The sequence below is a fragment of the Acetobacterium wieringae genome, assembly GCF_001766835.1.
Classification (GTDB): domain Bacteria; phylum Bacillota; class Clostridia; order Eubacteriales; family Eubacteriaceae; genus Acetobacterium; species Acetobacterium wieringae.
In genome coordinates this window covers 137561-162011 of the sequence record NZ_LKEU01000037.1, presented here as the reverse complement: position 1 = coordinate 162011, position 24451 = coordinate 137561, and the positions used below count along the sequence as shown (strand labels likewise).

The 24451-nt window shown below is 46.1% G+C and carries 22 protein-coding genes; 14 read left to right on the top strand and 8 right to left on the bottom strand.

The features are described 5' to 3' along the window. Positions 1 to 26: 26 nt before the first annotated feature. Entirely contained in the window at positions 27 to 875 is an 849-nt protein-coding gene (locus tag ACWI_RS14425) for a prenyltransferase/squalene oxidase repeat-containing protein (RefSeq protein ID WP_070372141.1), read from the top strand. A 1-nt stretch (position 876) separates the two neighbouring features. Further along, a complete protein-coding gene (locus ACWI_RS14420) occupies positions 877 to 1401 on the top strand; it encodes a GNAT family N-acetyltransferase (RefSeq protein ID WP_070372140.1) in 525 nt (174 codons plus the stop codon). Between the two features lie 136 nt (positions 1402 to 1537). Here the strand turns inward: ACWI_RS14420 and ACWI_RS14415 are convergent, their stop codons facing one another. The 7 genes from ACWI_RS14415 to ACWI_RS14385 form a co-directional block, all read right to left on the bottom strand. Then, positions 1538 to 2680: a tyramine oxidase subunit B gene (locus ACWI_RS14415; protein ID WP_070372139.1), complete on the bottom strand. Its 1143-nt coding sequence runs from the start codon at positions 2678 to 2680 to the stop codon at positions 1538 to 1540. A 67-nt stretch (positions 2681 to 2747) separates the two neighbouring features. Further along, on the bottom strand, positions 2748 to 3611 hold the full coding sequence (locus tag ACWI_RS14410) for a helix-turn-helix domain-containing protein (RefSeq protein ID WP_070372138.1): 864 nt from the start codon (positions 3609 to 3611) through the stop codon (positions 2748 to 2750). Between the two features lie 247 nt (positions 3612 to 3858). Beyond that, complete coding sequence (locus ACWI_RS14405; RefSeq protein ID WP_070372137.1) at positions 3859 to 4986, bottom strand: NAD(P)/FAD-dependent oxidoreductase; 1128 nt, start codon at positions 4984 to 4986, stop codon at positions 3859 to 3861. Then, the gene (locus tag ACWI_RS14400; protein ID WP_070372136.1) at positions 4979 to 5308 is read right to left on the bottom strand and encodes a (2Fe-2S)-binding protein; all 330 of its coding nucleotides are present in this window, start codon (positions 5306 to 5308) and stop codon (positions 4979 to 4981) included. Before ACWI_RS14400 ends, ACWI_RS14405 begins: the two co-directional genes overlap by 8 nt. A gap of 17 nt (positions 5309 to 5325) precedes the next feature. Continuing rightward, positions 5326 to 6933 (bottom strand): FAD-dependent oxidoreductase, encoded by a 1608-nt coding sequence (locus tag ACWI_RS14395; protein WP_070372135.1) that lies wholly within the window; start codon positions 6931 to 6933, stop codon positions 5326 to 5328. Continuing rightward, positions 6920 to 7249, bottom strand: a complete 330-nt coding sequence (locus tag ACWI_RS14390) for a (2Fe-2S)-binding protein (protein ID WP_070372134.1) — start codon at positions 7247 to 7249, stop codon at positions 6920 to 6922. The genes ACWI_RS14395 and ACWI_RS14390 overlap by 14 nt, the downstream gene beginning before the upstream one ends. Beyond that, a complete protein-coding gene (locus ACWI_RS14385; protein ID WP_070372133.1) occupies positions 7249 to 7656 on the bottom strand; it encodes a Rid family hydrolase in 408 nt (135 codons plus the stop codon). Before ACWI_RS14385 ends, ACWI_RS14390 begins: the two co-directional genes overlap by 1 nt. A 542-nt stretch (positions 7657 to 8198) precedes the next feature. Here ACWI_RS14385 and ACWI_RS14380 point away from each other — a divergent pair. The 12 genes from ACWI_RS14380 (at position 8199) to ftsH (ending at position 23178) form a co-directional block, all read left to right on the top strand. Continuing rightward, positions 8199 to 11276: a methyl-accepting chemotaxis protein gene (locus tag ACWI_RS14380; RefSeq protein ID WP_070372132.1), complete on the top strand. Its 3078-nt coding sequence runs from the start codon at positions 8199 to 8201 to the stop codon at positions 11274 to 11276. A gap of 141 nt (positions 11277 to 11417) precedes the next feature. After that, on the top strand, positions 11418 to 11996 hold the full coding sequence (locus ACWI_RS14375) for a GDSL-type esterase/lipase family protein (protein ID WP_084633721.1): 579 nt from the start codon (positions 11418 to 11420) through the stop codon (positions 11994 to 11996). Positions 11997 to 12017: 21 nt separating this feature from the next. Continuing rightward, positions 12018 to 13346, top strand: a complete 1329-nt coding sequence (locus tag ACWI_RS19405; RefSeq protein ID WP_070372130.1) for a GNAT family N-acetyltransferase — start codon at positions 12018 to 12020, stop codon at positions 13344 to 13346. Between the two features lie 123 nt (positions 13347 to 13469). Continuing rightward, positions 13470 to 14030, top strand: coding sequence for a hypothetical protein (locus ACWI_RS14365; protein ID WP_070372129.1), 561 nt, complete (start codon positions 13470 to 13472; stop codon positions 14028 to 14030). Between the two features lie 80 nt (positions 14031 to 14110). Next, a complete protein-coding gene (locus ACWI_RS19060) occupies positions 14111 to 14251 on the top strand; it encodes a hypothetical protein (RefSeq protein WP_175440955.1) in 141 nt (46 codons plus the stop codon). A gap of 348 nt (positions 14252 to 14599) precedes the next feature. Further along, positions 14600 to 15157 (top strand): uroporphyrinogen decarboxylase/cobalamine-independent methonine synthase family protein, encoded by a 558-nt coding sequence (locus ACWI_RS19400; RefSeq protein WP_070372128.1) that lies wholly within the window; start codon positions 14600 to 14602, stop codon positions 15155 to 15157. Next, the gene (locus ACWI_RS19395) at positions 15123 to 15680 is read left to right on the top strand and encodes a uroporphyrinogen decarboxylase/cobalamine-independent methonine synthase family protein (protein ID WP_070372127.1); all 558 of its coding nucleotides are present in this window, start codon (positions 15123 to 15125) and stop codon (positions 15678 to 15680) included. Before ACWI_RS19400 ends, ACWI_RS19395 begins: the two co-directional genes overlap by 35 nt. 244 nt (positions 15681 to 15924) lie before the next feature. Further along, the gene (locus tag ACWI_RS14350) at positions 15925 to 16362 is read left to right on the top strand and encodes a MarR family winged helix-turn-helix transcriptional regulator (protein ID WP_070372126.1); all 438 of its coding nucleotides are present in this window, start codon (positions 15925 to 15927) and stop codon (positions 16360 to 16362) included. 22 nt (positions 16363 to 16384) lie between these two features. After that, positions 16385 to 18772: an MFS transporter gene (locus tag ACWI_RS14345; protein ID WP_084633720.1), complete on the top strand. Its 2388-nt coding sequence runs from the start codon at positions 16385 to 16387 to the stop codon at positions 18770 to 18772. A gap of 171 nt (positions 18773 to 18943) precedes the next feature. Continuing rightward, positions 18944 to 20500 carry an ABC-F family ATP-binding cassette domain-containing protein gene (locus ACWI_RS14340; protein WP_070372124.1) on the top strand — a complete coding sequence of 519 codons (1557 nt, stop codon included), beginning with the start codon at positions 18944 to 18946 and terminating at the stop codon, positions 20498 to 20500. Between the two features lie 95 nt (positions 20501 to 20595). Next, positions 20596 to 21168 carry a TetR/AcrR family transcriptional regulator gene (locus tag ACWI_RS14335; RefSeq protein ID WP_070372123.1) on the top strand — a complete coding sequence of 191 codons (573 nt, stop codon included), beginning with the start codon at positions 20596 to 20598 and terminating at the stop codon, positions 21166 to 21168. A gap of 195 nt (positions 21169 to 21363) precedes the next feature. Then, the gene (gene ftsH, locus ACWI_RS14330) at positions 21364 to 23178 is read left to right on the top strand and encodes an ATP-dependent zinc metalloprotease FtsH (RefSeq protein WP_070372122.1); all 1815 of its coding nucleotides are present in this window, start codon (positions 21364 to 21366) and stop codon (positions 23176 to 23178) included. Positions 23179 to 23397: 219 nt separating this feature from the next. Here ftsH and rsmH read toward each other — a convergent pair whose 3' ends face one another. After that, positions 23398 to 24447 carry a 16S rRNA (cytosine(1402)-N(4))-methyltransferase RsmH gene (gene rsmH, locus ACWI_RS14325; RefSeq protein WP_070372121.1) on the bottom strand — a complete coding sequence of 350 codons (1050 nt, stop codon included), beginning with the start codon at positions 24445 to 24447 and terminating at the stop codon, positions 23398 to 23400. Between the last annotated feature and the right edge of the window lie 4 nt (positions 24448 to 24451).

Here is a 24451-nt window from a genome sequence, read left to right as displayed (position 1 = left end):
ATCATAATTAGAAGGAGAGTCCAGCGATGATAATTAAAAATAAAAGTCAAACGGATTGGGAGCAGATCCTGGCCACCCGCCATGATAATGGCGCCGATTTCTGGGCAACCCCGGACGGCCGCCTGGGGATTGAAAAACCGATCAGTACCCTGACCGCACTGATGATCATCAGTGAACTTAACGTGCCTCGGGATCATGAAGCCCTGCAAGGGGCGGCGGAGCTGGTTCTGAAAGCCATAAGAGCCGACGGTCGGGTGCGGATTGCCCCCAAAGGTGCAATCTATCCCTGTCATACCGCCCATGGGGTGGCCGGTCTGTGTCGCAATGGTTACGCCAGTCATCCCCGGGTTCAGGACGCACTGAATTATCTGCTTGCTGACCGCTACGATGACGGTGGCTGGCGCTGCAACAAATTTATCTATGGTCATGGCCCCGAAACTGATGCGTCAAATCCTAATGTGACTCTGCTGGCCTTGGATGCTTTTCGTCTGGCCGGTTTTCATGCGGGAGCGGCTCGCATCGTTGATCTTGACCGGGCAGTTGAAACCCTGCTGGATCACTGGACTGTGAAGATGCCGGTGGGGCCCTGTCACTATGGCATTGGCAAATTATTTATGCAGGTGGAATATCCGTTTTTGCGCTACAACCTGTTTTATTATGTCTATGTGCTGTCTTTCTACGAAAAAGCCCGGCAAGACAAACGCTTTAGCGAAGCCTTGGTAGCGTTACAGCAGAAGCTGGATAGTCAGGGCCGGATGATTGTCGAGCGTCCCAATCGCAAACTGAGGGGGCTTACGATCTGTCAAAAAGGCAAACCATCGGAAGCTGCCACGGCACGATATCAAGAGATTATTAAAAATATGGAGTTGGACTAAAATGAATTACATTATTACCAAAAACCTGAAATTGCGACCGTTAACCATGGCTGACACAGATGATGTTTTTACTTATTCAAAAAGCCCGAATGTTGGCCCGCGGGCTGGCTGGAAACCTCATGAAAGCATTGAAGAAACACAAGAAATTATGAAGACGATCTTTGTGGGCCAGGAAAATATCTGGGGAATTGAAAAAGACTACCAGATTATCGGCTCAATCGGATTAATCGAGGACCCTCATCGTCAGAATGACCAGGCCCGGATGCTCGGCTACGCGCTCAGTGAGGATTTCTGGGGGCAGGGCATCATGACCGAAGCGGCCAGAGCCGTGCTGGCCTATGGCTTTGATACCCTGGGTCTGGGTCTGATCTCAGTGGTGCATTATCCGGAAAACTTCGGATCCCAGCGGGTGATTGAAAAATGTGGTTTTCATTATGAAGGAACAATCCGGCAGGCGGACAAGATCTACACCGGTGAAATCCTGGATGTCAAAGCTTATTCGATCACCAGAGCAGAATTCCGGTAACGCCAGTGCTACGGTAACGCCAGTGCTGACAATTTATCGACGAACGAAAACCCTTTACCAATTATAAGCAAATGGTAAAGGGTTTATTTATATGCTTAGGTGTTTTGTCCAGTCGAGATTCGGGATCGTTTTGATCTTAGTATAAAGATGGTTTATCCCAAAGATTCAGATTAACCCCGATATTATGCTTACGGGCATAGTCATAAACCTCTTTACCCCAGGCGACATCTTCCACCGGCATCCCACCGACCGAGTAGAGGATAATCTGGTCGTCGCTTTCCCGGCCGGGCACCTTGCCGTTTAAGATGGCTCCTAAATCGTGGATATCGGTTTTGGCCAGTTTGCCATCATGGATCATGTCCATAAATTTGGAACCGAGGATATAAACGATATTATAGGTCGGGTAGGGATATTCTTCGGCCCAGGCTTCATATAGGGAAATGTTGTCAACCACCAGCTTGGTTTTATCGCTTTGGATAAATTCATCGGTAAAATCAGCCGCTCCAGGCAGACAGAACAGGGCACCGGGCTTAATCCACTCGGCATCTACAAAAGGATAGGCCGAAGGACCAGCACCCATTGGAGTTGAGGTGGCAAAGCTAAGAATATCAGATCCCCGAACACATTCTTCCAGGGTTTCGCAAACTATAATTTCGGTAAACTGCGGGCATTTTTCCTTAACGAATTCAATACAACGGTCGATGGAGGCCTGGCCCCGGCCTTTTATTTTAAGGGTCGTCAGACTTGGTCGTAGGGCGGCAAAGGTTTCGATGGCAGTGGAGTTGATGACGCCCGGACCGATAATTGCCAGCACTTTGGCATCTTTAAGGGCCAGATTTTTGACGCCGACACCAGGAACGGCCGCAGTCCGGTAAGCACTGAGCAGGTTGGCGGACATTAAGGCCAGTGGTGCGCTGGTGTCCTTATCGTTAAGCATCATCATCAAAATCGAACGGGGCAGATTTTTATCCCGGTTCGCTACATTGGAACCGTACCATTTCATTCCGGCGACGTCAAACTTGCCGCCGACATAGGCGGGCATCGCCATAAAGCGACGGTCTGGGCCGTTCTTTGGCATATTGGGGAATTCGGGATCTTCCGGGAAGGTAATCATACAACCGTGGGAATTGCCATTATCACCACCCATCCGGTAGTCACCCATATCGAGCAGCTTTAACAACTCTTCCATACAGTCAGTACAGGCCACAACATTGTTGACCCCCGCCTTAATCATATCGACTTCATTTAAATACAAAAAATCAATTCCTGGTAATGTCATAATATAAACCTCCAAATAATTTTTATTTTAGTGTTCTTGAATAAACAGGATGAATAAAGTTTTTTGTTCAAATTCGGATAGCAGTGCCTTTAGTCAGGGATTTACGGTAATTTCCGGGAGAGATTCCCGTGAATTGCTTGAATTCCTTAAGCAGGTGGGACTGATCAAAATAGCCCATGTCTGCGGCGATGGTTGAAATATGCTGATCTTTCCCCAGCGCCAGCAACACATTCTGGAAACGGATGATTTTGGAGAAGGTCTTGGGTGGCAAGCCAATTTCTTTATTAAAAAGCTGGTTGATATAACGGGGTGTATAGCCGACTTTTTGGCTTAATTCATTAACATTGATAATCCCGACGACCTTGGTGATCTCATCCACCATCCGATAACTGAAAGGACGAACGCCGGGGCTGTAATAGTTCTGATAGTCAGGAATATAGGCATCGAGAAACAACTCAATCTGTTCCTTAAAATCGTTACTGCGGGTAATGCCTTCCATCATAGCTTGATCCTCGCAGATTTCCGGGAGTGGCACAGAGCTCTCGGTCAGGCTGCCAATCGGATAGCCCTTAGGTAAAAACGCTTTGCCAGGCAGAAAGCGGATGCCAAAAATAGTATCGTTGAGATGAAAAACCGATGCATATTCAATCGAATGCATTTTCAGAACGGCACCATAGCAGGTTGCATCCAGATGATCCTGGCCGCAGCGGAAGACGATGTCGACGGTGCCATCGGGAACGATGGTGGCGGTTTCTAACATTTCCTGGGTAACCTGGAAGCGATAAAAGTGGGAGATACCATAAGCCCGGTAGTCAAAGTACTCATAACCCTGGGCGTGCTTGACCATCAAGGGTTGTTTAGGGATGATGATACTTTCCTTTTCTTGTGGGGATGATGCATAAGAGCCATACCGTTGCAATAGATCAATCATAGCTAAAACCTGAAGCGTGCGCTTTCCTTTCTGAACAAACTGGATAATTGGCAAGAACCGACATAAAAAAACAAGGACGCCGAAATTTCGATTTCGACATCCTTGTCTGAGTAGTTGTTGGTTCACTGCTTATTATGTATACAATATACCATAGTTCGAAAGAAAAGAATAGTAAAAATCGGCACTAAATTACATTTGCAATCATAGTTAAGAAAATTCTAATTTTCGTATTGAGCCTAGTCCAGGCTTATTGTTTGGGTTGAAAGCGGTCGTATCGGAGGGCTGACAAATCGATAGTGGAGTGACCGTCAGCAATCATTTCGGCGACGTTGTAGCCCACCGCCGGAGCAATCCCAAAGCCGTGGCCAGAAAAAGCGCAGGCGATATACAAACCGGGCACTTCTGCCACCGGGCTGATCACAGGAACATGGTCGGCACAGTCATCCAGCCAGCCAGCCCAGGCCCGGACGATCTTGGCATCGGCAAGTGCAGGGAAGTATTTAATAATCCCCCGGCAGGTACAGGAGGCGCCGATGCTACTGGAAATGGGGCTGCCATTGTCTTTGTTGAGGTGTTCAAAACCAGAGGATCCACCAAAAACAAAGGAACCATGCTTGGACTGATGGCCGTAAAAATCGGCATCAGCTGTCCCCAGCATTTGCAGAAACATCGGCGGTTCGGCTTCGGTAACCAGACATTCCATTTTAAGCGGCATCATTGGCACATCGATGCCGACAGTCGCTAATATTTTGCGGCTGTCAAAACCGGCCGCCACCAGCACCTTGTCGGCTTCATAGATGGCATCCGGGGTGACAACCTGACGGATCACACCCTTAATTTTTCGCAGTTCGAAACAGGGTGCTTCGGTAATAAAGCGGACGCCCAATTCCCGGGCTTTTTTATAGTAACCGAGGGTTGCTGTCAGCGGATTGGCATGGCCGTCGGTGGGACACCAGCTGGCACAGGTGACTTCGTCGGAAAGGTAGGGATTAATGGCCCGAATTTCATCGCCGTTGATCATCCGGACATCCAACCCGCAGGCTACGGCCTTATCCGTTAAGCCCTGAAGAATTTTTTGATGGGCCTCCGTTTTCCCCAGTCGCAGATTACCTTTTTGGGTGTATTCCACATCCACACCCAGTTCTTCGGACAGTCCCGGCCAGAGGTTTTTAATCCCCCACATCGCCAGCGGCAGTTCCCGGGTATCCCGGCCGGACTGGCGGACACCGCCACCATTTCGGGACGAACCACCAATGCCAATATCCTTGCTGGCTTCAAGAACCGTCACCGACAGGCCTTTTCTAGCCAGATAGTAGGCGGTGGCATTACCGATGATACCTGCGCCAATAATAATCACGTCAGTATGTTTAGACATGGGTCACCTCTTCATTTCCTAATACTTTCATTTCCACCGGCCGCATGGGTGATCGGCTGGTGGCCGGATCCAATTGATCGGGGATGACGCAAAGCTCCCGGGCAATCAGGTTTTTAACCAGCTTACCGCAGGTTTGGCCCTGACAAAGCCCCATCCCAGCCCGCAGGTAACGCCGGATTTCATTAACAGTAAACATTCCGTCGTGAATCGCTTGGCGAATTTCGCCCTTGGTGATTTCTTCGCAGCGGCAGATGATGATGGTGTCGTCAGCCTGGGAAACGAAGGAACCGATATTTTGTGAACGATCATTAATAGATTTCATCGTCGTTTCTCCTTTTCTTATTGTCCGGCCGCATGGGTTGCGGGTTTAAAAAACCGGGCGGTCATGGCTTGAGCTACCGGTACCTTGATGGTGACCAGGGTGGTGTGGTCAAAGGCCTTGGCACTGCGAACATCGATGATTTCGGCGGTGCTCAGTGGTTGACCGCTGCGGCTCAGGGCTGTTCCCAGTTGGCCCTTTTGGGGCAGGGGTAAAAATTCATAGGGTAGGGTAATGCTGGCGTAGCCCGGAGCGTAGTCTTCATCCACCAGAAAGATGGCCTGACCGGAACAGGAAGCGATACACAGACCACAGCCGGTGCAGCTGTTGGCGGCATCAATTCGGGGCAGGGCGGTGATGGTTTTACCAATTTTTATGCAACCCCTGGTACAGGCATCCTGACAGGGATTGCAGGGAATGTTCTGAGTACATTCGATCACCGGATGGATACCGGATTTTTTATCAGTTTGATCAGATCGATGAAAAAAGCGCTCAAGATCAGTATCATCAAGATAGCCTTTTTTAAGCAGACTCTGGGACACGGCAATCCCTTCATCGGTTTTGGCGAAGGCTTGGCCCTTGCTGCCGGGGGCAAACATCCCCTGGTGCAGGCTATCGAGGGCGATTTCCAGGTCAGCCAGACGCTTATCTTTATCCTGCTCACTGAGAAAGCCCAGATAAGCTGCGGCTGCCAGACCGGACATCCGGCCACCAATCATGGCTGAGCTGGCTTCTTCGATGCCAGAAACATCCCCAGCAGCAAAGAGACCGGGAATTGAGGTTTGACCATTTTCAGAAACCAAGGGTACCTGACCGCCGCGCCGGGGATCATCAACCATATTGCAACCAGCCATTTTCAGTAGCTGCGACATTGGCGAGAGACCGACGGCCAGACAGATGGTATCCACATCAAAGTGTTTCTCGGTGCCGGGGATCGGAGTGAACGCTTCATCAACCTCGGCAATCGTCACGCCTGTGACGCAATCAGTCCCATCAGCTTTAGTAATGGTATGAGATAGATAAAAAGGCACCCCACTGCGGGCGATTTTGGCGGCGTGAACGCCATAGCCGCCTATCCTGGGAGCAGCATCCACCAGGGCCACTACTTCACAGCCAGCCTGCATCAGCTGGAAGCTGACCACCAGACCGACATTGCCGCTGCCCAGCATCAGTACCCGTTGACCGGGCTTGATGCCGTAAAGATTCATCATCGTCTGGGCGGCTCCGGCACCAATCACCCCAGGTAGGGTCCAGCCATCAAAGGTGACCATGTTTTCCGCTGCCCCAGTAGCGATAATGATGGTATCGGCCTTGAAGTGCGTCATTGCTTCACCGATTTGAACCAGCACTTCTTTGTCCAGATAAATGCCTGCGACGGTGGCATTGAGAAATACTTCAACCCCGGATTCATCAGCCTCGGCGAGTAGTGTTTCACCAATTTTGTAACCGCGAATCTTGGCCTGGTGTTCTTTTGAACCGAAAAATTTATGGATTTGCTTAAATAATTGTCCGCCGGGTTTGGCATTTTCATCAAAAACGGCAACCTTCATGCCGCATCGGGCGGCTTCAATAGCCGCTGAGAGTCCGGCAGGACCGGCTCCCACGACGATTAAATCATAACGTTTCATCGCTTACCTCCAGTGCTGTGACCCCATCCTGGGTCTGAATCTGCATCCCGGAAACTAATGGGGTAATACAGGTGCGGATATTGGGCACACCATCAACGATCATGACACAGTCGGTGCAGCGGCCAATGGCACAAAAAATCCCCCGGGGCTCATGATTTTTCTGGGTGTAGCGGTGAGTCATCACGCCGGCGGCTTTCAGGGCGACGGCAATGGGTTCACCAGCATAACCTTCCATCGGCTTGCCATCCATATAAAAGGACACCAGCTGGCCTTTTTCAGGTTCGCCAAGAATGGGATGTTCGTTGATCCGGTTCATCACTCACACCCACCTTCATCGGAAATGATAATCGCCGTCATTTCAATCTCACATAGTTGGGTGGGGCGGTTGAGCTCCGTTGTTCCCACTGCGGTAAAAAGCGGCCGATACTCTTTAAAAAACTCCGAATAAGCCCGGCCAATTTCACCGCAATCGGACATCCGGGTAGCATAACACATGACTTTGACAACATCGGCTGGGCTTGCGCCAGCCTGTTCTAAGAGTTTAACGTGTTTTTCAAAAATGTATTTGGCCTGTGCATAGGGATCGCCTTCGCCGTAAACACTGCCGTCCGGCTGAACCGAGGTGGTGCCACCGATCATAATCAGATTGCCGATTTTTACCATCCGTGAATAGCCGACTTTTTCTTCTAAAGGTGCTCCTGATGAATAATTAATTCGTGACATGGTATTACTTCCTTTCGCAATGAATTCAAATAGATTTTTTGTCTTGCCTTCAAAAAATGACAAAGACGCCGAAGATTTTTTTCGACGTCTTTGTCTCGATTTTTCTGTGGTTTTTCTAGGTTGAACATAATATATCACAGCAAAACAAACAGAAATAGTAACAATCGGAACAATTTACAGCGATTTTCAGGGAAATAATTTGCAGTTCATTGGTGGTCTGTCGTCTGGCTCTGGCAAAAAGTTTAGTTGCCTTTTTATTTGATCTGTTATAGAATAAGTTCAATAAAATAATAACCGACATTAGATGAGTGCGATGAAGCCGTTAACGCGGCTTTGTTGCGCTCATTTTTGTCTTTTTTGAAAGGAACTGGAAGAAATAAATCGAGTAAATGTTAAATGGATGTAAAAAATGTTTGGAGAAGAATCAACCCTTCAATTTTATGGTAACATCATGACAAAAGGTTTTAGGTCGGTCACACTACAAAAATATATCAACGAAGAAAGGACGAAAATGATATCGAGGATATCATAAGGAAAAGAGTATGAATCATAAGAGAGGTTTACTTGTTCGGATGCTACTGGGGATTGGAGTACCAGTTGCGGTTATTTTCGCAGTTGTCGCTGGGATTGCCCTGTATGTGGTGGATCAGTCGATTGCAGAAATTAAGGTTAATGAATTATCAGCCCAGTCTGAATCGGTTTCAAATCAAATCGAAACATATTTTACAAAATATCTGGAGGATGCCAGTCAATTGTCAGCAAGTCCGGAAATTCAGAGTCTGTTCGATCAGGTCACACCGGGGGTGGGCATTACTTCAACAGCCAATTTTCTGGAAATCAAGCAGCATCTGGTCAACGTTGCAGCGTCAGATCCCCAAAATATTCAGGTGGCCTGGATTGCTGACGTCGACTCCAGTCAGTTTACCCAGTCTGACGGAGTCGTATCTGATCCGTCCTATGACATTAATGCCCGGCCCTGGTTTAAAGAACTGGTAGCGCAAAAAAAAGTTTTTATCTCGGAACCATACGTGGATATCACAACCCAGAAGATCATTGTCAGTGTGGTTGCCCCGGTATTTAAACCAGGAACTCAGGAACTGATGGGGGCCACCTGTGTGGATGTTTCCATTGACCGGATCAAAGAGATCATCGCTGAAAATAAAATTGGCGAAGACGGATTTTTTGTGGTTTCAACCAATAGCGGGATGGTTTTTGATCATCCCAATAAAGAGTACAGCAATGGCATGCTTGCCGATACGGATATGTCAGAAAATATCATTGCGGCACTGATGGATAAGACCACCGGCCCGATCACCTATACAACGGGGGGCATCGAAAGCCGGGGGTATGTCACCGAAATCGGTAATACCGGTTGGGTACTGGCGACTGGGCTTCCAACGTCAGAGTTTAGTAAAACCTTCTCAGGAATTCGTACAATGATGTTACTGATTTTTGGTCTGGGACTGATCGTGATTCTGGCAATCATTGTAGTTTCTACCCGAAATTTCATCCGGCCGATTACCCGGCTGGTGGCAGCGGCTGACTGTCTGGCGTTGGGTGACGTCAATATTGATAAAACCATGGCTGAAGGTGCCAAAGATGATGAAATTGGTGAGCTGACCCGTTCCTTTGTAAATATGGCTGAGAACATCAAGGAACAGTCTGAGACAGCCCAAGCGATTGCCAAAGGCGATTTATCGATTAACATCCAGCCAAAATCCTCAGAAGATGTGCTGGGTAGCAGCATGGTTTCAATTAAGGAATCGATCGGCAACCTGGTTTCTGATACCATTATGCTCTCCGACGCAGCCATCCAGGGAGATTTCACCCGGCGGGCAAGGGTGGAAAATCACTCCGGCGAGTATGCACAGGTGATTGCTGGTGTTAATCAGACTCTGGACACGGTTGTAGACAAGATGTTCTGGTATGAGGCGATCATCGATGGGATTCCCATTCCGGTTCACGTCACAGACAACGACATGAAATGGACCTTTATGAATCATGTATTTGAAGAGCTGATGATTAAAAATGGGGTAATTAAGGATCGAAATTCGGCCTGTGGGATGGATTGTTTCAATGCCGGAACCAGTATTTGTCAGTCTCAAGGCTGTGGAATCCGGCAACTGGTGGATCAGAGCGACTCCGAAAGCTATTCTGAATGGGTTGGTCGCAGCAATAAACAGGCGACTGCCTACTTAAAAAACAAAAATGGTGAGAACATCGGTTTTATCGAAGTGATCACGGATATCACACCGATGATTCGCGTCAGTGACTATACCAAAGCGGAAGTCACCCGTCTTGGTGCCAATCTGATGCGATTGGCCGAAGGTGATCTTGATTTTGATATGAATTGTATCGCCGCTGATGAATATACCAAAGAAGTCAGCGCTCAGTTTAGTGAGATCAATAACAGCCTGATGTTGGTTAAGGAATCCATTGGTACCTTGATTGATGATGCCAATATGATTACCAATGCTGTCATTGATGGAAATCTTCAGGCCAGAGCCGATGCCACCACCTTCCAGGGCGCCTGGCGGGAAGTGGTTGGCGGTATGAATGCCATTCTCGAAGAATTGAACAAACCCTTGGGCGAAGTGAGAGACATCATGTCAGCAATTTCCAATGGAAATCTGCGGGTTCGAATCAGTGGTGATTATCGTGGCGATGTGGCCTTACTTAAGCAGAGTGTCAATTCCACGGCCACACTACTGGAGGAGGTTGTTGGCGAAATCACTGAGAAGATCGAACAATTGTCGCTGGGAAATCTGGATATTGCAAATGCGCAAGCCTTCCGGGGCGATTTTGTAACCATTTCCAATGCCCTTAATGTGATTATCGATTCACTCAATGCGGTCATGGGTGACATAAACATCGCCGCTGACCAGGTCAATGTTGGCGCCAATCAGGTGTCTGACAGCAGTCAGGCATTGGCTCAGGGCTCCACCGAACAGGCCAGCTCGATACAGGAACTGACCGCTTCAATTGCCGAAATTGCCGATCAGACCAAGAATAACGCCGTGGATGCCAACAAGGCCAGAGAATTGGCTGCTGATGTGATGGGCAATGCTGAAAAAGGCAATCAACAGATGACCGAGATGCAGCGTTCAATGGTGGAAATCAATAAATCATCTGAGGATATTTCTAAAATTATCAAAGTCATTGATGACATTGCGTTTCAGACCAATATCCTGGCCCTTAACGCCGCCGTCGAAGCCGCCCGGGCTGGCCAGCATGGCAAGGGTTTTGCGGTGGTAGCCGAAGAAGTTCGAACCCTGGCCGCCAGAAGTGCCGAAGCTGCCAAAGAGACGACCATTCTGATAGAAAGTTCAATTAGTAATGTCCAGGAGGGCACCAAAATAGCCAATGATACCGCTGGAGCACTGGACGAAATCGTCACCGGCATCGGCAAGGTTACCAGCTTAATTGGGAATATTGCTGGTGCTTCCAATGAACAGGCCACAGGTATTGCCCAAATTAACACCGGGGTTGAACAGATTGCTCAGGTTGTTTCGCAGAATTCGGCTACCGCCGAACAAAGTGCGGCTGCCAGTCAGGAGCTTTCCGGACAATCCGTGTTACTGAAACAGATGATTGATCAATTTAAAATCAGGAAGGTTTAGCAAAATAGTTATATCGTCAATCAAATAATAAATCCTCAGAGACCACCTGGAAAAAGGTGGTCTCTGTAATTGTAAAACCGATTGCGCTGTGATAAACTGAGTCTATAACAACTGCAAGAGCAGTACGCGGCTAAGGAGAAAATGGTGAAGATAATATGTTTTGGTGACAGCCTGACCTTTGGCTATCAGGTGTCCCGGGAAGATAAATGGCATGTGATCGCAGCAACAAAGACGGGAATTCAACTGGTCAATCGGGGCGTCAGTGGCGATACCACCGTCGGAATGCTAAAACGGATTCAACGACAGGTATTTCAGGCAAAACCCGATGGGATGATCCTGATGGGTGGCTATAACGATATCTTTTTTAACCGCAGCTGGGAACAGGCGGCTGAGAATTTGGCCGCCATGGTTGATCAGTCCAGAGCGAAGGGGATTCAGGTTTTTGTGGCGATACCACCACCGATTCATCTGCCGGTAACCTTTAAAGAAGGCGGGGAGATGGTTGACTTTGAAAAAGCTGCGGTGATGATCGCAGACTATTGTCAGTGGTTGCGGGATTATACCACCTCGTCCCAACTTTTCACCCTGGATTTCAGTGCTGCTGGCGACTGGCGTGACAACGATCTGTATCTGGATGGAATTCACCAGAGTCCGGCCGGGCACCGTCTGATGGCGGATCAGGTCATTGATTTTTTAGATAAAACAGGCATCGCAAAATAAATACGGAACAAGGAGAGCAATATGCTGGGTGCGATTATTGGGGACATTGTCGGTTCCCGTTTTGAATTTAATAATCATCGGAGCAAGGACTTTGACCTGTTTACCAGAGCCTGTGAGGTTACTGACGATAGCATCATGACGTTGGCGGTTGCCAAAGCGATCATGGAAGCAGGTCAAGCTGGCTGTTTCCCCCTGGATAATGGGCTGGGAAATCGCGAATACTATCAGTGGGTAGAACGATTAACCGTGCAATGGATGCAGAAAATTGGTCAGAAATACCCTCATTGTGGTTATGGTGGTCGATTTGGGCAATGGGTTTTTTGTGATAATCCCCAGCCCTACAACAGTTACGGCAATGGCGCCGCCATGCGGATCAGTCCGGCGGCCTTTGCGGCGCGATCCGAAACCGAAGCCCGGATACTTGCGGAAGTAATTACCCGGGTTACCCATAATCATCCGGAAGGTTTAAAAGGTGCGGAAGCGACTGTTTTAGCCATTTACATGGCCCGCAATGGAGCCAGCAAAGCAGCCATTCGGGAACGGATTGATGGTTATTTCTATCACTGGAATTTTACCATTGATGAAATTCGGGACAGCTACCAGTTTAATGAAACCTGTCAGGAAACGGTGCCTCAGGCTATTCAGGCTTTTTTGGAATCCGCATCTTTTGAGGATGCCATCCGGACGGCCATCTCCGTCGGGGGAGACAGTGACACCCTGGCTGCGATCACCGGGGCCATTGCAGAAGCATATTATGGGGTGCCCCATGCGCTTAAAGAAAAGGCTCTTACCTATTTGGATGCAGAGCTTTGTCAGATTTATGATGAGTGGCAAGCTTATCTTAAAACCGGACCCCGACAGATGATAATCCGGGAAGCAACCGAAGCGGAGCGGACGCTATTATTCAAAGAAGCCTACCGGGTCTGGCATAAAAATAGAACCCTGGCAGAGTACATTCATGACAACGCTAAAGAAGATGCTTTTGGAAAACGCTATGTCATCGATCGTGAGGGTGATTTGGTCAGTTCATTGATTGTTCTGACGCTGGAACCCGTGCTGGGGATTTCTACCTATGGCCTAGGTTCGGTGTTGACACCCGAGCCGCACACCAGTAAGGGCTATGCCGGGATTCTGCTAAAAAGATGTATTCAACAGCTTGAAAAAGACGGTGAGGTGTTCATCTTCCTCTTTTCAGATATCAATCCTGATTTTTATAAAAAAATGGGATTCCGACTACTCCCGGAACATCTCCAGAAAAGCCTTACAAGCCCCTGCATGGTCAAGTGCGGTGAGGCAAGCTGGGAGCAACTAAAGGACGTTTCGGTAGCACTGCTTCCAGATTACTTTTGACGGTACGGTTCAGTACGCAAAATCACAATCGAGGTTATTGCAAAACTGGGCGTAAAACAATGCAGTGTTCGATGTTTTTTCATTACGCAATTACCTAAAGTCACAATCACAAGGGAGGGTACGATGAAATTCAACAGAAAAACGGCGGGTAAAGGCATTATTATTCTGAATCTGTTTACAATTGCGGTATTTTTACTCGTCATTCTCAAAATTCTACCTTATGAATCAATCAGCGGCGGTCAGCTGGATAGCTATGAAGCGGCGGTTCGCACGGCGACTACCAGCATTGTCATGATAATCTATGGCATTCCGGTAGTTGCGGCCGCTTCCGGGCTGGTTCGGGTCAAAGCCTATAAAAAATTTTATATCGGCTGGTTGATTTTTGCACTGATCTTAATGGCAGTACTCTTTTTTGAAGCGTCGATCATCGGCGTGATTGTGGTAAGCTTTGGCTTACCGTTAATTGCTGTAGCTGCAGGGGTGATTGAATATCGGCAGTTTAATTTGGCTTCAAAAATATATCTTTGGCTGTCTTTTTTCTTTGCTTGTTTAAATACCCTGGGTAATCTATTCGGAAGCACCTGGTTTGAAAAAATCATTATGGGTCTGGTCACCCTGATTCAGGCGATTCTTTATTTTTATCTGGCCCGAAGTAACCCTAAACGCAAGCATCGAAAAGGGTAGTGAACTGTAACTACCGGTAAAATCAAATCGTTGAATCAATTGTCAGTTGATTAGTAAGTTCGTTGGTCAGAAGATTACAGTTGGGAACAGCAGCAATCAAAATACCGAAAAGAAAAAATGCAGTAGTTGTCGTTACGGCCGAGGTAACGGCAACTATTTTTTATATAAATTTAATTAATATTATAGCTTGCAAAAAAAATAGTAAAGAAGAGTATTATTAATAATATTACGAATAAAACAGAATTAATAGGAAATATATTGACATTAAAATCGTAAAATTATACAATGATATAAATTTAACCGGTTAAGTTGCAAAATAATTAAACGCATTCAATTAGATTTTAAAGATGAATTACCAACTGAGGTAGTAGTTATTATACGAGTATTTCGTAAACTCGGCACCATGATGACGACACTCAGGTAGGTTTGTTTGCTGTGAAAACGTTTATTACCCTTCTTATCATCATGATCTTCGCAAGAAAGCTAATCGTTTGGCGCATCACTCAACATCCCGAACCGGGTAAAATTAATGACAATAAAATTTATTAGAAACTGGAGGCAAAATAACAATGAATAAAATACCATTTGATTCGAAAGAACTGCAGGTTGTTGCAGAAATACCAAATTTCTTTGGTACCACAGACCCCGTTTACAATTCGCCAGTATCGATGAAAGAAAATTACTTACGAACCATGAAAAAAGAACCGGTCTGGGAAAGTCTGGGAAACGAGTCGGCCTTGTTTTGTCCCAGTGTGATCCCGGATAATATTGCCAGAGCCTTTGTATTTGAAGCGAATATGATGCCGCCTCAGGATGGTATTGACATGTTCGGGATACCATGGGAATATGTTCCTGATGCCCAGGGTTCCATGGTGAGACCCGGAAATCATATTTTAAACGATGCCAACGACTGGAAAGAAGTATTACAGTTTCCCGACATTGATAGCTGGGATTGGGAAGGCAGTGCCAAAGCTAACAATGGTACTTTTTTGAATGGCAACGGGTTTGTGCTGGCATGGCAGATTAACGGATGGTGGTTTGAACGACTTATTTCGTTTATGGGATTTGAAAGAGCGGCAGAAGCTCTGATTGATGAAGATCAGACAGAGGCCGTCAGAGATTTTTGAGGCGACCACTGATCTGGCGTGTCGCATTGTGGATAAATTTGTAGAATATTATGATCACATTGATGGTTTTACCGTACATGATGATTGGGGGTCACAACGATCGCCGTTTTTTTCTGAAGCAACCGCTCAGGAAATGATTGTTCCTTACATGAGAAAACTGACTGACCATATTCATGCGAAAGGACTGTGGGCTGATCTTCATAGCTGTGGTCATATCGAATCCCGCATTCAGTGTATTCTCGATGCCGGATGGGACTCATGGAGTCCACAAAACATGAATGATACCCTACAGCTTTTTGAAAAGTATGGTGATCGGATATGTTTAGGAATGATACCAGAAATTTTTGATCCAGCCACAACCAGCGAGGATAAACAGCGGGAATATGCAAGAACATTTGCAGACAAAGTATGTATACCGGGTAAATCCTCGTTTATCAGTGTTTATGCAGTTTTGGGTGGGATCATGACACCAACGTTTAGAGAAGAATTATATAAACATTCTCGAATTCTTTATAGCAACTAAATGGGATCATGTTCCTTCTACAGTGTGGTGATTAAATTATTAATCATAACGCTGTGGAAGGAGTATTTTTATTTTAGAAATGGATATCTAAAGGATTCTTTGTAAAACACATACTTGAAATGATAGATAATGATTTGAAAAATGAAATCATCTTATCGTTGACAGGCTCAGGTTATTGTGTTAATATAGTTGCCAATTCAACAGTTGCAACGACAACAGATTAAATATCTGAGTGAGGTAATCAATGTTAATGAACAATCTTTCGATCATCGTGCGTCATAGCAAGGTGTTTTGTGAACGGCGCTTGCATAATTCTGGGGTGGGTTTTCCTGAACAGGTAATTCTGATGTATTTAGCTTCAAACAATGGGGTTAATCAGGATGCCATTGCCCAGCATTTTATGCTGGATAAAGGCGCAATCGCCAAAACTTTGCGAAAACTGGAGGAGAAAGGCCTGATTGAGCGCCATCAGAATCCTGAGAATAAACGGGAAAACCTGATATCGATTGCCCCGGCGGGGCAAAGTATCCTGGGAGAAATGGGAGCAGCACTGGAGGAGTGGAATCAGTCTTTTTTTGAAGGCTTAAGTGATGAAGAAATTCAACAATATCGCAGGATCACAAAAAAAATCGCTGACAATGTGGCCAGGATTAATGAAAAAGACTCGATCGACCACCAGTAAAAAAGGAAGGACTGCAAATCAAATGACAAATCAGAATAAAAAAATCAGCTACGGCATGGTCATGGTCGTATATCTTTTGGGGATTTTTATGGGCGCCCTGGATACCGGCATTGTTACCCCGGCCAGAACGGTGATTCAAACCAACTTAATGGTCGACGATAAAACCGGAATCTGGATGATAACGATATATACACTGGCTTATGCGGCCAGTATCCCGGTAATGGGCAAGCTGGCTGACCGTTTTGGCAGAAAATACATTTATCTTCTCAGTATCTTGCTTTTTGGTCTGGGTTCATTATTTTGTGGTTTAGCTCAGAATTTCGCCAGTTTTCCGATGCTGCTGGTGGCGAGAGCAGTTCAGGCCATCGGTGGTGGTGGCATCGTCCCGGTGGCAACTGCCGAATTTGGCACCACCTTTCCCAAAGAGAAGCGGGGCATGGCCTTAGGTTTGGTTGGTGGCGTTTATGGGATTGCCAATATATTTGGTGCATCCGCTGGCAGTGCCATTCTGGATTTGGCTGGAACTACCAACTGGCAGTATATTTTTTATATTAATGTACCGATTACGATTTTTATTTTGGCGGCAGGACTCATTTGTCTGCCAAATACCCGGATTGAAAATGTCAAAAAAATCGATATCGGCGGAATCACCATCGTCACCATCATGGTTCTCTGTGTCCTTTATGGTTTGAAGAACATCGATTTCTTTGATTTTGCCAATACCTTTCTCAGCACGGCAGTCTATCCATTCTTGATCATTTTTATGCTGTTGCTGCCGATTTTTATTCTGGTGGAGAAAAAAGCTGAAGATCCGGTCATCAACTTAGCCTATTTTAAAAACAGCAATATTCTGATCACCCTGGTCTTGTCATTTATCACCGGGATGGTTATCATGGGGATGATTTTTGTTCCCCAGTTTTGTGAAAATGCGATGAAAACACCAGCTGGAAAAGGTGGTTACTATGTCATTATTCTCGGTCTTTTTGCTGGCGTCGGGGCTCCGTTCTCGGGCAAGCTTATCGATAAATTTGGAGTAAAAATAACCCTCGGATTTGGTTTTCTGGTTTCATGTATCGGTTCACTTTTTTTGATTTTTGTGACAACTAATTATCCCAGCATCCTGACGGTGGTGGTCAGTCTGATTTTGATGGGGTTGGGGATTGGCTTTACCATGGGAACCCCGATTAACTATATGATGCTGGACAACACCGAAGCGGCGGAGGCCAATTCGGCGCTGGCCACAGTCTCATTGATCCGATCGATTGGAACGGCAGTGGCCCCGGCGATTATGGTCGGTTTTATTGCCCATGCCGGGTTGTCGGTGCAGTCAAACGTCATGAATCTATTACCAACGGAGGTGAGCGTACCAACCTTACCCTATGCTCAGGAGCTAACAGATGAATTTAATCAGCTAAAAAGCAACGAAAATATTGGTGATCAGCTGGCGACTGTAAGCTTGCCGGATTTAACGGCCAAGCAGACGATTGAAATCAATATGAATGAAAACAGTGGTAACGATATTCCTGAGGAGCTGGTGGCCCTGATGAAGGAGTCGGACGTCACCACCATTACCGAAAACAGCAAAACCTTTGCAGCCCGGATGTTTGCAATTATGATGCCGGATACCATTGCCGAGATTAATAGCGGCATCGACAATGGCATCAATGGGCTTAATACCGGGATTACTCAACTGGATGGCAACATTGCCGAACTGCGAACTGGTTATGATGGCATTAGCGCTGGCATCGATGGCATGGAAGCGGCGCTTGCGGCCCAGCAAGAGGCCCTTCACCAGCTCGAAAGTCTGCGTGTGACGATGGCAGAAATGATGGCCGCAGCAGCGGCGCAAATGGCAGTGTCGACACCAGCCGGGATGCCACCAGGAGTGGCCGGTCCGCCACCAGCAGCAACCATGAGTGCAGCTCCGATGGATGTGGTCAGCATGATTCCGGAAAGTGTACGCAACCAGCTACCGCAAACTGTACTGGATGAGCTCAGCGACGTAAAAACCATTGACGATCTTGATGGCAAGATCTGGGTGTTGGAGAGCGCCATTGCGAGCTTGTCAGAGCAACGCGATTCGGCTCAGGCAAATCAGGCTCAGATGGGAATAGCCATTGATGCGATGGCGGATGTAAAAAACCAGTTAACGACCATGGTAAATCAGATGACAATCATGAAGAACGCCGTGCCGGAAGCCTTTGAAAGTTCTAAGAATGATTATCTGGCAGCGATTGACAGCAAAAAAACGGAGCTTGAAAATGAGTTTCAGAAAACCCTCAATTATGGCTTCAAACAGGTGTACTGGACCGTTGCCATTGCTTCGGTGCTGGCATTGATGCTACTGGGATTTTATCAAAAAAAGTCGATGCCTGAGGAAGTTCAATGGGAATCCGTTGTTGAACTTTAAAATTTTTCAGAAAATATTTTAGAGATGAGAACAATATTTTCAACTATGGAATAATAAAGACGATTATGTTATAATTATAAAGTTAGAATCTAAGGATAAATATCAACACTTCCTGATCGCAACACACATCTGGAAGTGTTTTTAATTGCGAAAAAAAGAAATGGAGAATGAATGAGTATTTTAAATGTCGAGAATCTTTCTCATGGATTTGGCGACCGGGCGATTTTTAATCAGGTCTCGTTCCGGTTGTTAAAGGGAGAGCACATCGGTTTGATTGGGCCAAACGGCGAAGGCAAGTCAACCTTCATGAATATTGTTACGAATCGGCTGATGCCGGATGAGGGCAAGGTGGAATGGGCCAAAAATGTCCGGATTGGATACCTCGATCAACATGCCGTGTTACAGCCTGGGATGACCGTTCGGGATGTGTTGACCTCAGCTTTCGATTTTCTGCTGGAGATTGAAAGCCGGATCGGTTTGCTTTATGAAAAAATGGCGGAAGACAGCCCCGAAGAAGTGGAAAAAAGTCTGGAAGAGGTGGGCGATCTTCAGGACTTACTGGAATTTCATGACTTTTATCTGGTTGATTCCAAGGTGGAAGAAGTGGGAAATGCTCTGGGTCTTAACGATATTGGCATGGACAAGGATATCACTGAGCTCAGTGGCGGTCAGCGTACTAAGGTACTGTTAGGTAAGCTGTTGCTGGAAAAACCGGATATTCTGTTATTGGATGAGCCGACAAATTACCTCGATGAACAGCACATTGAATGGTTAAAGCGTTATCTTAATGAGTATGAAAATGCCTTTATTCTGATTTCTCACGATCTGCCCTTCGTTGATTCAGTTATTAATCTGATTTATCATATGGATAATCAGAAGCTGACCCGCTATGTAGGAAATTATGCCAAATTCCAGGAAGTACTGGAAGCAAAAAAAGCCCAGGAACAGGCCGCTTACAATAAACAGCAAAATGAAATTGCTGAGCTTAAAGATTTTGTCGCTCGAAACAAAGCCCGGGTGGCCACCCGGAACATGGCCATGTCACGTCAGAAAAAACTGGATAAGATGGATATCATTGAGCTGGCCTCGGAAAAGCCAAAACCCCGCTTCCATTTTAAAGAAGCCGGAGCTACTGGCCGCCGGGTGTTTGAAACTGAAGATCTGGTTATCGGTTATGATGAACCACTGTCCAAGCCTCTGAATCTGGTGATGGAGCGGAAACAGAAAATCGTCTTAAAGGGTACTAACGGCATCGGTAAAACGACGCTGTTAAAAAGCATTCTGGGCTTGATTCCTCCAGTTGCCGGAACCGTTGAACAGGGTGAAAAACTGAAAATTGGCTATTTTGAACAGGAAATGGATCAGGACATCCGCACCAGCTGCATTGAAGAGGTCTGGAACGAGTTTCCGTCGCTGAATCAGAACGAAGTGCGTTCAGCCCTGGCCCAATGTGGTCTGACCCGTAAGCATATCGAAAGCATGGTCAAGGTCTTAAGTGGTGGCGAACAGGCCAAGGTTCGCCTCTGTAAACTGATTAACCGGGAAACCAATATCCTGGTATTGGATGAGCCCACCAATCATCTTGATGCCGATGCCAAGGCCGAGTTGCAGCGGGCACTAGCAGCTTATAACGGCGGGATTCTGATGGTTTGTCATGAACCGGAATTCTATCAGAGCTTTGTCAATGAAGTCTGGGATTGTTCCCAGTGGACCACCAAAACAATTTAATTTAAAAGAAAATTAATTTTTTAAATCTCTGTGTAATAAGATTGACAATAGCCGAATGGTCATTTACTATTAAAACAGTCTGGAGGAGGTGGCACTTGCGAAAAAGAGATGATGAAAAAGAGAAAAGCATTAAGGAGGCGGTCGTAAAACTCACGTTAGAGGAGGGGTTTCATGGGACGTCGATTTCGAAAATTGCCAAGGCAGCCGGAGTTTCACCAGCGACGGTCTATACTTATTTTGACAGCAAGGAAATAATGCTTCAGGTGATTTACCGGGAATATGCCGAAGAAATCTGTCGCTTTGTCTTAAGTCGGGTTCATTATGGAATGAGCAATCATCAACTCATTGAAGGACTAATTGGAAGCTATTATGCCTATATTGAGGCCAATCAGGAAATTTTCAGTTTTGTTGACCAGTTTTCCAATTCACCATCATTAGTGGGGAGTTGTTCAGAAATCGATGGTTACACAAAAATTAAGCAGTTGGTTGCCGACTTGAAGCATCGGGAAATTATAAAAGATTATCACCATGAAAATATTTTGGCGATGATTGTCCAGCCAGTCAAGGCGATTGCAGCAAATAATAATATAACCAGAACGGAACGATCCGAACTGTTACAGGAAATGATCGAAATGATCAAGAGTACCTTATTAGTAAACGAAAAATAAAAAAGAAGCGTGATTGTTAACAATACTACAATAACAATTACGCTATTTCTTAAAAATTAATTAAATGATCAATCATTTAAAAATAAAGAAAGCAGGTCAAACGAAAGTGAAGTTTCAGGGAAATACGAAAAATGATCGCATCAGTTTAATCGTCAAAAGGTCGTTGATGACAATCAGATTAATGGAGGCTGAACGTTGAAATATCTTAAAAAACAAGGCATATTTTTGATTGTTTTTACGATTATTGCCGGATTAATTGTTTTTAGCACCGTGAAAAATGAACCTCAAAGCATGAGTTATTCAGAGTTGTTGACAGAAATTCAAGCGGGCAATGTCGGTAGTATTGTATTAGAAGGGGAGATGGCTAAAGTTCAGCTCAATGCAGCTGTAGATGAAAACAGCGGCGTCACTACTTATGAGGTCGTTGTTCCACCGGACATCACTTCAGCTTCCGAACGCTTTACCCAGGCATTGGATGCACAACTGATCCAGTCATTTAGTATTTCAAAGCCAATGGAAATCCCTTGGTGGTTTTCAGCCGTGACGACCATTGGCTTGGTACTTCTGATGGTAATCTGGTTCGGGGTAAATCAGCGGCAGCAAGGTGGAATGGGTGGCAATCGGGTGACAGCAATGGGAAAGAGTCGGGCTAAATTGCTTGAGGATGATCATAAAAACGTCAATTTTACCTGTGTTGCTGGCGCTGATGAGGTCAAGGAAGAACTGGAAGAAATTGTTGAATTTCTTAAGGCTCCGGAACGATTTGTTGATTTGGGGGCCAGAATTCCTAAAGGTGTTCTGCTAATCGGACCGCCGGGTACCGGTAAAACGCTTTTGGCAAAAGCCATATCTGGGGAAGCCAAGGTACCGTTTTTTAGTATCAGTGGTTCAGATTTTGTCGAAATTTATGTCGGCGTTGGGGCATCCCGGGTTCGTGATTTGTTTGCACAGGCAAAAAAACATGCACCCTGTATTGTCTTCATAGACGAAATTGATGCAGTTGGCAGGCAGCGTGGGGCTAACGTCGGTGGCGGAAATGATGAGCGTGAGCAGACCTTAAATCAGTTGCTGGTCGAAATGGATGGTTTTGGCATCAACGAAGGGGTGATTATCCTGGCGGCTACCAACCGACCGGATGTACTTGATCCGGCGCTTTTGCGACCCGGCCGATTTGATCGGCGGGTAACAGTTGGCTTACCGGATATTAACGGCAGAGAACAGATTCTCAATGTCCATGCTAAAGGTAAACCGCTGGCAGAAGATGTGAAGTTGGGTGAAGTGGCCAGACTGACTCCGGGCTTTACCGGTGCTGATCTGGAAAACCTGCTCAATGAAGCGGCCTTGTTAACTGCCAGAGGTCACCAAAAAAAGATTGGCAATGAGGCCATTAAGGAAGCGGCTTTCAAGGTGATGATGGGGCCGGAAAAGAAAAGCCATGTGATGAGTGACCGTGACAAAAAAGTAACGGCTTATCACGAGGCAGGGCATGCCATTGCCATCAAGCTGGTTTCTTCAAGTCGAAATGTTGATCGGGTTACAATTATTCCATCGGGAATGGCTGGTGGCTATACCGCCAGCAGACCAACGGAAGATCAGAGCTATCACACCAAGTCGCAACTGCTCGAGGAAATTATCATCGCTTTAGGTGGTCGTGCTGCGGAAGAAATTGTTCTGAATGAGATCAGCACCGGTGCGTCTAATGATTTGAAACGGGTGAATCAGATTGCGCGGAATATGATAACCAAATATGGGATGAGTGAAAAGCTAACCAATATGATTTTTGAAAATGATGGGGCCTATGATGGCCAGGATTATGGCTCAAAAAATTGCAGCAATGAGATAGCCAGCATTATTGACACTGAAGTCAAAGAGATTATTGATCACGCTTATCAGCGAACCCTGATGCTGCTTAATGAAAATATTACCAAGCTAAACCGGCTGGGTGAAGTGCTGCTTGAGAAAGAAAAAGTTGATGGTCCGGAATTTGAGTCGATTTTCCAGGCGGCCTAGATAAAATTATGCGTCGAAAGACCTTGTCTGACAGTTGTGTCCGGCAGGGTCTTGTTATTTCTGCAGTAATTTAAGCCAAAACAGCTCATTAAGACGGTTTAGCGTTATGCCGAAAAAATTAAATTTTACTTATCCCACAACTTAAAACCCCAGTTATAATCTGAAGCGTGATTATAACTGGGGTAAATTTTTTTAAACAAACCAGGCCAGATTCATAAACTACGCTTTAATAGCCCACCGCAATTTTGCTGAACGGGCGCGGCTATTGGTATTGCACTCTACAGCAGATGGTCGAATTGGACCGGGAGCGACTTCACGATAGATCCCTTCACGAAAAAGACGTTGAAAGGATTTTTTAACGAGGCGATCTTCGCCGGAATGAAAAGCAAGAATGGCCACCCGTCCACCTGGTGCCAGCACCGAAGGAAGTTTTTCTAAAAATTCATATAATACTTCATATTCATCATTAACATCAATCCGTAAGGCTTGAAAGCAGCGTTGACAGGACTTTTTTATGGCATCTTTGCTGTTACTACCGGGAATGAACTTCACGGCATCTTTGATAATTTCCTGGAGTTGAGTTGTTGTTCTGATGTCGATGCCTTTGTTCCGTTGGGAAATAACAGCTTGTGCGATTGCTGCGGCATTGGGTTCGTCAGCGTTTTCAATAAACATACCTTCCAGTTCATATTCAGAAATGGTTTTTAGTCGATCGGCGGCAGAAATACCTTTTTCAGGATTCAGGCGTAGATCCAGCGGCCCTTCGAACTTAAATGAAAAGCCTCGTTCCGGATTATCGATTTGCATCGATGAAACCCCTAAATCGGCCAAAACAAAATCTATGGGCCCTGATTCTAAAGCAATTTGATCAATACCGGAGAAATTCATTTGCCGGACGGTTAGAAGCTCGGAACCGTAACCCAGGTCTTCCAGACGCTTTTGGGTGCGGGGCAATTCAATGGGATCCACATCCAGGGCATATAAATGTCCCTTACCACCTAAACATCTAAGCATTGCCTGGGTATGACCGCCAAAACCAAGGGTTGCATCCAATCCCGTTTGACCGGGAGTAATTTGTAGGAAATCCAATATTTCATCAACACAAATGGAGCGATGCATTCCAGCCGGGGTGCTGCCCTTTTGCATTACTTTTTCGATTGTATCTGCGTATTTCTCGGGCTGCAGCTCTTTATACTTATCTCTATATGCTTTTGGGTGTGTACCTTTATAGCGCGGTCGTCGCTGATGTTTCGGTTCTTGACTATCCATGGAG

What these genes read in the sequence shown, in the direction of transcription:
- ACWI_RS14375 (WP_084633721.1), top strand. Translation starts at nt 11,418, where the DNA reads ATGGTGAAGATAATATGTTTTGGTGACAGCCTGACCTTTGGCTATCAG.
- ACWI_RS14390 (WP_070372134.1), bottom strand. Translation starts at nt 7,249, where the DNA reads ATGAACCGGATCAACGAACATCCCATTCTTGGCGAACCTGAAAAAGGC.
- ACWI_RS14365 (WP_070372129.1), top strand. Translation starts at nt 13,470, where the DNA reads ATGAAATTCAACAGAAAAACGGCGGGTAAAGGCATTATTATTCTGAAT.
- ACWI_RS14345 (WP_084633720.1), top strand. Translation starts at nt 16,385, where the DNA reads ATGACAAATCAGAATAAAAAAATCAGCTACGGCATGGTCATGGTCGTA.
- ACWI_RS14395 (WP_070372135.1), bottom strand. Translation starts at nt 6,933, where the DNA reads ATGAAACGTTATGATTTAATCGTCGTGGGAGCCGGTCCTGCCGGACTC.
- ACWI_RS14425 (WP_070372141.1), top strand. Translation starts at nt 27, where the DNA reads ATGATAATTAAAAATAAAAGTCAAACGGATTGGGAGCAGATCCTGGCC.
- ACWI_RS14385 (WP_070372133.1), bottom strand. Translation starts at nt 7,656, where the DNA reads ATGTCACGAATTAATTATTCATCAGGAGCACCTTTAGAAGAAAAAGTC.
- ACWI_RS14415 (WP_070372139.1), bottom strand. Translation starts at nt 2,680, where the DNA reads ATGACATTACCAGGAATTGATTTTTTGTATTTAAATGAAGTCGATATG.
- ACWI_RS14420 (WP_070372140.1), top strand. Translation starts at nt 877, where the DNA reads ATGAATTACATTATTACCAAAAACCTGAAATTGCGACCGTTAACCATG.
- rsmH (WP_070372121.1), bottom strand. Translation starts at nt 24,447, where the DNA reads ATGGATAGTCAAGAACCGAAACATCAGCGACGACCGCGCTATAAAGGT.
- ACWI_RS14340 (WP_070372124.1), top strand. Translation starts at nt 18,944, where the DNA reads ATGAGTATTTTAAATGTCGAGAATCTTTCTCATGGATTTGGCGACCGG.
- ACWI_RS19400 (WP_070372128.1), top strand. Translation starts at nt 14,600, where the DNA reads ATGAATAAAATACCATTTGATTCGAAAGAACTGCAGGTTGTTGCAGAA.
- ACWI_RS14350 (WP_070372126.1), top strand. Translation starts at nt 15,925, where the DNA reads ATGTTAATGAACAATCTTTCGATCATCGTGCGTCATAGCAAGGTGTTT.
- ACWI_RS14405 (WP_070372137.1), bottom strand. Translation starts at nt 4,986, where the DNA reads ATGTCTAAACATACTGACGTGATTATTATTGGCGCAGGTATCATCGGT.
- ACWI_RS14410 (WP_070372138.1), bottom strand. Translation starts at nt 3,611, where the DNA reads ATGATTGATCTATTGCAACGGTATGGCTCTTATGCATCATCCCCACAA.
- ACWI_RS19395 (WP_070372127.1), top strand. Translation starts at nt 15,123, where the DNA reads ATGAAGATCAGACAGAGGCCGTCAGAGATTTTTGAGGCGACCACTGAT.
- ACWI_RS14380 (WP_070372132.1), top strand. Translation starts at nt 8,199, where the DNA reads ATGAATCATAAGAGAGGTTTACTTGTTCGGATGCTACTGGGGATTGGA.
- ACWI_RS14400 (WP_070372136.1), bottom strand. Translation starts at nt 5,308, where the DNA reads ATGAAATCTATTAATGATCGTTCACAAAATATCGGTTCCTTCGTTTCC.
- ACWI_RS19405 (WP_070372130.1), top strand. Translation starts at nt 12,018, where the DNA reads ATGCTGGGTGCGATTATTGGGGACATTGTCGGTTCCCGTTTTGAATTT.